Genomic DNA, 8261 nt, shown 5'->3' on the forward strand with positions numbered 1-8261 from the left:
AGCGTTGCGTGTCAGGGCGTGGAGCAGCGACCACACCATGACCATCCAGCCTGCCCGACACAGGCCCAGTCCGGCAGGCAAACGTGCAGGTCACCGCCCAAATCGGGGTTCTGGAGCCCCACAGGCTACGTCGAGCGGGCCGCCGACCCCCACGACGGTCGGGCCAAAATTGTCCGGCTCACCGCCCACGGCTTGGCGGCACTACGCGCGATGCGCGCCACCGCGTTGGCGGTCGAGCAGGAATGGTCTACCCGGCTCAGCCCCGACGGCCTTAGCTCGCTCCGCGAGCTACTCCTCACCCTCCTCGGCGAGGACCCCGGGCAGACTAGCCGTCCCGCGCCCGGGGGCTCAGCCGGAACCGGGACGCCAACGTCCTCGCGCCGCGACGACACCTGATGGTTACCTGAGGCGACCGCGCGGCTGCCGTCTGGCCACACCCAGTAGAACGCATCAGCCCCCGAACGCAATACGATCGACCCCGCGTACCAGATATCAACTCAACCGGAAACCCGGCGAAACCGCACAGAACACCCTCTCAGGAAGGTCCGGTCTGGCCGGGGGCCGCGTTGTGGGTGGCCCGCCGTGGCGTGCGTAGCCCCAGCGTGCGGCGGCCCGCCTCGACGAGGTGCTGGAGCAGGACATCGTCGTCCAGGTCGATCAGTCTCGGTGCGACCGCGACGGCGATTCCGCCCAGCACGATAGCGGCCTTGATCTGCCCGCTGGGACCGCGGTCGACATCGGCGAGAAGACGGACCTGGCGGCTGATCAGGTCGCCGAGGTCGCGCTGGGTGAGTAGCACGTCGGTCACGCCGGGGTCGGCGGCCAACACGGAGATCACGGCGCGGTTGCGCACGGCGAGGGCGGCGTAGCCGGTGAGCAGGTGCTCCGCGCGGGCGTGGGGGGTGCGTTGCGCCTCGGCGGCCTCGATGATGGTGCGCAATGGTCCGAGCACCGGCTCGACTACCGCGGTGAGTAGCTCCTCGCGGGTGTGGAAGTGATAGTAGAGGGCCGCCTTGGTGACGCTCAGTTCGTCCGCGATCATCTGCAGCGAGGTGCCCGCGTAGCTGTGCCTGGTGAACAGGCGGACCGCCGTGTCGATGATGCGCCCTCGGGTGTCGGTCACGCCGGGTGCATTCAGTGCGGCGGGGGTCACGGTTACTCCTCGCTGAATCCTTACGGACTCACAGACTAGCTTGCCGATTGACAAGCTAGCAACCTGCCGGCCAGCTAGCGCTCGACTCGTCGATGCTAGGACATCAACCAGTCGTTCGTAAAGCAAGATCCTGGCCGTTCGACAAGTGATGCACTTTACGATCAGCTAGCATTTCACTTGCTGGACGGCTAGCGTCTCGGGTGTCATCCGGCACCGCTGGAACCAGCGGGACCCGGTCGCCACGCCCGTGGCCGTCGGCCGCCTGTGGCCGGGCGATCCCATGCACCTTCGAACAGGAGCCCCTACATGGCCTCGTTCCTCTATCGGCTTGGCCGGTTCGCGTTCCGCCGGCGGTGGCTGGTCACCGCCGTGTGGGTGGCGGTCCTCGCCGCCGCGCTGGCCGGCGCCGCCACCCTGTCCGAGTCGACCTCCGACACGTTCCGCATCCCGGGTACGCCGTCGCAGCAGGCGATCGACCTCCTCAACGAGCGTTTCCCGCAGGCGTCCGCCGATGGCGCCACGGCGCGGGTCGTGTTCGCCGCGTCGGACGGTCAGCAGCTCAGTGCTGTGCGGGCGGAGGTCGAGCAGGCGATCGCGCAGTTGAAGGAGGTGCCACAGGTCGCCTCGGTCAGCGACCCGTTCCAGTCCGGCGCGGTCAACGCCGCCGGCACCGTGGCCTTCGCGAGCGCGACCTACCAGGTGCCGTCGGCGGACCTCACCGATCAGGCCCGCGACGCGCTCACCGCCGTCGTGGACGAGGCTCGCGCCCAGGGCCTGACCGTCGAGGTCGGCGGCGATGCGGTGCGGGTCAAGCCGGAGCAGGGCGCGGGCGAAGTCGTCGGGATCGCTGTCGCCGCTGTAGTCCTGTTCATCACGTTCGGCTCGCTGGTGGCGGCCGGCCTGCCGCTGCTGACCGCGATCCTCGGCATCGCGATCGGCATCGGCGCGATCAGTACGATGAGCGGGTTCGTGAACCTGTCGTCGACCACGCCGACACTCGCCCTGATGATCGGCCTGGCGGTGGGTATCGACTACGCGCTGTTCATCGTCTCCCGGTACCGGCACGAGCTCGCCGCCGGCCGCGACCGGGAAGAGGCAGCCGGTCTGGCGGTCGGCACCGCTGGTTCCGCGGTGGTGTTCGCCGGCCTGACCGTCGTGATCGCGCTCGCGGCGCTGGTGGTCGCGGGCATTCCGTTCATCACCCAGATGGGGTTGGCCGCCGCGTTCACCGTGGCCGTCGCCGTGGTCATCGCGCTGACCCTGCTGCCGGCGCTGCTGGGCTTCGCCGGCCGGCGGATCTCCCGGAAGCCTCGTGGGCTGCATGCCCGCGACCTGGAGGCGGACCGTGCCACGCCGGGGCCCAACATCGGCGCGAGGCGGGCCGGGGCGATCGCCCGCCGCCCGGTCGTGGCGCTGCTCATCGGAGTCATCACCCTTGGTGTCATCGCGATCCCAGCCTTGGACCTGCGACTTGGCATGCCTGATGACGGCGCCGCTGCACCCGACACCACCCAACGCAAGGCCTACGACCTGCTGGCCGGCGCGTTCGGTCCTGGCTTCAACGCGCCGCTGACCGTCACCGTCGACGCGGGCGCCGGGTCGGCGCAGGCGGCGGCGGACCAGGTGACACAGGCGATCCATGGCCTCCGCGACGTCGCCACGGTCACCCCGGCGGTCATCAATCCGGCGGGCGACACCGCGCTGTTGACCGTCATCCCGACAAGCGAACCGAGCGCCGCCGCGACCGAGGAACTGGTCCACTCCATCCGGGAGATCGACGGCACGGTGCCTGGCGCCAGCATCGGTGTCACCGGTCTGACCGCCATCAACATCGACGTCTCCAAGAAGCTCGGCGACGCGCTCGTGCCCTATCTGATCGTCGTGGTCGGCCTGGCGTTCGTCCTGCTCCTGCTGGTGTTCCGGTCCCTGCTCGTGCCGGTGACAGCCACCCTCGGCTTCCTGCTCAGCATCGCGGCCACATTCGGCGCGGTCGTAACGGTGTTCCAATGGGGCTGGCTCGCCGACGTCTTCGGCATCAAGCAGACCGGGCCGATCATCAGCCTTCTGCCCATCATCCTGGTCGGCATCGTGTTCGGTCTCGCCATGGACTACCAGGTCTTCCTCGTCACGCGGATGCGCGAGGAATACTCGCACGGCAGCACCCCGCGCCAGGCCATGATCACCGGGTTCGGTCACGGGGCCCGGGTCGTCACCGCCGCGGCCTTCATCATGATCAGTGTCTTCTCCGGGTTCATCCTGTCGCCCGAGTCGATCGTCAAGTCCATCGGCTTCGCTCTCGGCGTCGCCGTGCTCTTCGACGCGGTGGTCGTGCGCATGACCATCATCCCGGCGGTGATGGCCCTGCTCGGCCGTGCCGCCTGGTGGCTACCCCGCTGGCTTGACCGGATCCTGCCCAACCTCGACGTCGAAGGCGAGAAACTACGCCACCTCCTCGACGATGGACCGGACCCCCTCGATACCACCCACGAACATGCACCCGCCTGAACACACCACCCGCCGACAGCGGCCGGATAAATTCCCCGTCTTCCGCTCCAACCGGACCCTGATCACGGAAAACACCGAGGTCTTCTGAATGGCGCATGCTCGTGTGGTGGTGGTCGAAGACGAGGAGAACGTCTCGTACGTCGTCGCCATGGCGCTGCGGCTGGCGGACTTCGAGGTGATCGAGGTGTCTACCGGGCGCGATGCGCTACGCCTCGTCGGCGGCGACACCTCGATCAGCCTTGTCGTGATGGATGTGATGTTGCCCGACCTTGATGGTTTCGAAGTCTGCGAGAGGATGCGCGCAGCCCGGGTGGACGTGCCAGTCATATTCCTGTCAGCCCGCGGGAGCCTCGAGGACCGGGTGCGGGGTCTCACGCTCGGCGGCGATGACTACCTACCCAAGCCGTTCAGTGCAGAGGAGTTGGTCGCCCGGACCCGGGCGATCCTGCGCCGCCGCGGTGTGGGCGCGGAGCCATCCTTATTGACATGCGGTGAGCTAAGCGTCCACGAGGATGCTCACCGGGTCACCATCGGGAGCCGACCCATTGCGCTGTCGCCGACCGAGTACAAGCTGCTGCGGTTTCTGCTGCGGAACGCCGGTCGGGTGGTGACCCGGGGGCAGATTCTCGACCACGTGTGGGATTACGGCTTCGATGGTGAGTCCACGGTCGTGGAGACGTTCATTTCCTCGCTACGAAGGAAGGTTGACACGGTGCCCCCGCGGCTCATCCACACCGTGCGTGGCGTGGGCTACCGCCTCAGCGAGGAATGACGTGCCGTGACGCTCAGACTGCGGCTGGCGGTGGCCGGCGGGGTGGTGCTCGGGGTTCTCGGGCTTGCCGGCTACCTGCTGATCCAGTCCGTGTGGACCGCCCAGGTCGCCCAGATCGACGAGCAGCTCACCGGCGCGGCGCGCGCCGCGGCAGTGTCTCTCGACGTGGCGGGACCGCTACCCGACCGTTCCGCGCCTGTCGGGTCGGCGGGCGCTCCACCCGGTGCCGCCTCAGCTATCCGGAACGTTCAGAACGGTCTGAACTACACCTACCTGGCCGTGTTGTCGGGGAACCGCCGCACGGTGATACTCGCGCCGACCGGCGCCGCAGGGCAGGCGCCTATGGCACCGGCCGCGGGACCGCGGCCATCGACCTCGCCGCGCGCGGTAACCGTGGCCTCGACATCCGGATCACAACGGTGGCGAGCGGTCTTCGTCGTCGGGACGGGTCACCGGGATGTGCTCCTAGCCCAGTCGTTGGCACGAGTGGAAGCCACGACCGGGCGGATTCGCTCGGTGGTGTTCGCCGTCGGCGCGTGCGTGCTGATCGTGCTGGTGGCCGCCGGCTACTGGGTGGAGCGGCTGGGCCTGCGCCCCATCACCCGCGTGGCACAGGTCGCCGACGCGATCTCTGCGGGCGAGCGGTCGCGGCGGGTGGACGCGCTGGGGTCGTCCCGATCGGAAGCCGGTCATCTGGCTCGCGCCTTCAACGTCATGTTGGACGAGCAGCAGGGAACCCAGGATCGACTCCAGCGCTTCGTCGCCGACGCCTCGCACGAACTGCGCACGCCCGTCTCCGTGATCCGCGGCCTCGCCGAGCTGTGGGGCCACGGACACCTGCGCGGGGGCGCTGACCTCGACGAGACGATGCACCGGATCGGGCGGGAGGGCCGCCGTATGGCAGATCTCGTGGAGGACCTGCTGCTCCTCGCCCGGCTGGACGAAAGCGGATTCGGCCAGCACGGCCACGTCGACCTCGCCACGGTGGTTCGCGACGTCGAACGCGAAGCGTCTGAGCGATATCCGTCCCGCGACCTGCAGTGCCGTGTGTGCGGCCCGGTCGTCGTCCGCGGGGAGGAGGCGGCGCTACGCCAAGTGGTCGCCAACCTCCTACAGAACGCCCTCATACACACACCGTCCACCACCTCGGTGTCGCTGCGGCTGGACGAGGCCGGTGGCACGGCGCTTCTTGACGTGAGCGACACCGGGCCGGGGATGCGCCCCAAGGATGCCGAACGGGCGTTCGACCGGTTCTGGCGAGCTGACGCCAGCCGCCCCCGTCCCGGCTCGGGACTCGGCCTGCCGATCGTAGCGGCGATCGTCGCAGCCCACGACGGGAAGATCATCTTCAACACGTCACCGAAGCATGGGACGTCCGTCCACATTGAGCTGCCCACAGCCGGCGCCCCCAGGAAACCCGCAACCAACGCTCAAGACGGCGCAAGCTTGGCCGGCGAGCATGCTGCTCGTGCGGAGCAGTCCAGTCACCACGCGAACCCTGCGGCTCGCCCGGCCTCACCCTGGGGTGCGCATTCCCCCGTCGACGACGCTGGCCAGTGAGCGGTGCGCCGATCCCGGGCTGCGGCCGGTCCACAACGTCAACGGGTGCGCCTTAGAACGCTGGACACCAGCGTCGCGCGCCGAACTCGAGCGGATCGTCGCCTCAGGGGTTCTTGTTCGCAGACTTTTACCTCGGCATGCACCACAGCGGATTGCATTGGAGTCACGATGTCCGAGAACGCTTCCACCAGCAAGAACACCGCCTCGGGGCTCACCCGCCGGAAGATGTTCGGAGCGGCCGCTTTCGGTACAGCCGCGCTCGGTGCGACCGCGGCCGGCGGCCTGATGGCCCGCGCCGACGGCACACGGGGGCAGACCGCCACCGCCGCAGGGGCCTCCGTGATCGAGACGCGGGAACGTGCCGTCGTCGTCGGCACCGGCTTCGGCGGGGGCGTGACCGCGCTGAGGCTGGCCCAGGCCGGGGTCCCGACGCTGGTCCTGGAACGCGGCATCCGCTGGCCGACCGGGCCCAACGCGACGACGTTCTGCCGTTTCAGCACCATAGACAACCGCTCCTCCTGGCTGACGGACCACAGCCCGATCCGGGGTGTCGACAAGACCTGGGAGCCGTTCACCGGGGTGATCGAGACCGTGACGGGGACCGGGATGGACATCAACTGCGGGGCCGGAGTCGGCGGCGGCTCGCTGACCTACCACGGCATGACACTGCAGCCGACCAGAGAGAACTTCGCCGTTTCCATGCCGGCGGCGGCCGGCCTCTACGACGAGCTGAACCAGTGGGCCTACCCGACCGTCGCCAGCATGCTGGGGATCTCCACGATCCCCGACGACATCCTGAACACCGACCCCTACCGCTCGTCCCGGCTGTTCCAGGCGACCGCACCGGACGCGGGCCTGCAGCCGTTCCGGGTTCCCCTGCCCGTCGACTGGAGCTTCGTCCGGGGTGAGCTCAAGGGCGAGAACCAGCCGACCTACACCACCAGCGACCTGGCGTTCGGAGTCAACAACGGCGGCAAGCACTCAATTGACGTTACCTACCTGGCCGCTGCGGAGGGGACCGGCCGGGTGCGGGTGGAGCCGCTGCACGTCGTCCGCGACATCTCACTCGACCCGAACAGGCGCTGGGTGCTGGCCGTCGACCGGATCGATACCGCCGGCGCCGTCCAGGAGAGGAAACGGATCGTCGCGGACGCGGTGTTCCTCAACGCCGGCTCCGCCGGCACGACACGGCTCCTGGTCAGGGCACGTGCCAAGAAGCTCGTACCGGATCTGCCCGACGCCGTCGGCACCCAGTGGGGCAACAACGGGGACCGCATCTATGCCTGGACCGGAATGAACGGCGACATCGGAACCCAGCAGGGCGGCCCGGCCTGCGTGGGTGGCCGCGACCCGCTCAGCCCGATCCCGTTCACCCTTATCCATGCCGGATCGCCCGTGCAGCTCCCCGGAGTCAAGATGATGACCGTCGTCGGCTTCGGGATCGTTCAGGCAGCCGGCAGCTGGGCCTACGACCCGAACAAGGACGACGCCACGCTGACCTGGCCCGATTCCGCCGAAGCCACACTGCAACAGCTGATCGCCGCCCGCATGCAACGGCTGGCCGCGGCGGGCGGTGGAACGATGACCGACACCGACGAGACGTCGCCCTCAACCTGGCACCCGCTGGGCGGAGTTCCCATGGGACCCGCCGTCGACCAGTACGGCCGGATCCTCGGTCACCGCGGCCTCTACGTACTCGACGGCGCACGGATCCCAGGCTCCACCGGCGCCTGCAACCCGTCCATGACAATCGCCGCCCTGGCCGAACACAGCATGGCCACGATCGTCCGCCAGGACATCGGACAACTGTTCTAGTGCCGTGACCGCGGATCGTGCGGCGATCGTCGGGGTCGCCGGTGACCTGGCAGCGGGCGCAGCCGATCCCGCTGTCCGCGCAGGGCATGAGCCCGACGAAGATCACGGAGATGACGTTCGCCTCAGAGGCCTGGGACCGCGACGTGCTCCACAACTCCAACGCCGACGGGTTCGACTGCCGCCCAAACCCGCTGGCGGGCGGTCAACGCACCCTGCCTCGTCGCCCTCGTCTGCGCCGGCGCCGTCTTCGAAGCAGGCCAGCTCGTCGGCCGACCCTGTGGGGCTCCAGAATCCCGATTCGGCCTGTGATCTGGCCTGTTGCGGTTTGATCCGGTCTTCCCCGGGAGGTGTCAGGCGGCGTTGCGGTATTCGTTGATCAGCCCGTCGAGGATGCGTGTGCGACGGACGGTGGACCCCGGGGTTGGGGCGACTGCGGGTGGCGGGTCGGGTGGGTGC

5 protein-coding genes are annotated in these 8261 nt (G+C 68.8%); 4 read left to right on the plus strand and 1 reads right to left on the minus strand.

Features of this window, described 5'->3' with window-relative positions; translation table 11 throughout:
* Positions 1-535: 535 nt before the first annotated feature.
* Positions 536-1153 (minus strand): TetR/AcrR family transcriptional regulator, encoded by a 618-nt coding sequence (locus FMEAI12_RS17585; protein WP_112106887.1) that lies wholly within the window; start codon positions 1151-1153, stop codon positions 536-538.
* A 306-nt stretch (positions 1154-1459) separates the two neighbouring features.
* Here FMEAI12_RS17585 and FMEAI12_RS17590 point away from each other — a divergent pair, with 306 nt between their 5' ends.
* From FMEAI12_RS17590 to FMEAI12_RS17605, 4 genes are all read left to right on the plus strand, one after another.
* A complete protein-coding gene (locus FMEAI12_RS17590; RefSeq protein ID WP_112106888.1) occupies positions 1460-3658 on the plus strand; it encodes an MMPL family transporter in 2199 nt (732 codons plus the stop codon).
* A gap of 88 nt (positions 3659-3746) precedes the next feature.
* A complete protein-coding gene (locus FMEAI12_RS17595; RefSeq protein ID WP_112106889.1) occupies positions 3747-4430 on the plus strand; it encodes a response regulator transcription factor in 684 nt (227 codons plus the stop codon).
* 6 nt (positions 4431-4436) lie between these two features.
* Positions 4437-5990, plus strand: a complete 1554-nt coding sequence (locus tag FMEAI12_RS17600) for a HAMP domain-containing sensor histidine kinase (RefSeq protein WP_112106890.1) — start codon at positions 4437-4439, stop codon at positions 5988-5990.
* 168 nt (positions 5991-6158) lie between these two features.
* On the plus strand, positions 6159-7805 hold the full coding sequence (locus tag FMEAI12_RS17605) for a GMC oxidoreductase (protein WP_112106891.1): 1647 nt from the start codon (positions 6159-6161) through the stop codon (positions 7803-7805).
* Positions 7806-8261 lie beyond the last annotated feature (456 nt).

Origin of the sequence: Parafrankia sp. Ea1.12 (assembly GCF_900465275.1) — a bacterium.
Taxonomy (GTDB): Bacteria; Actinomycetota; Actinomycetes; order Frankiales; family Frankiaceae; genus Parafrankia; species Parafrankia soli.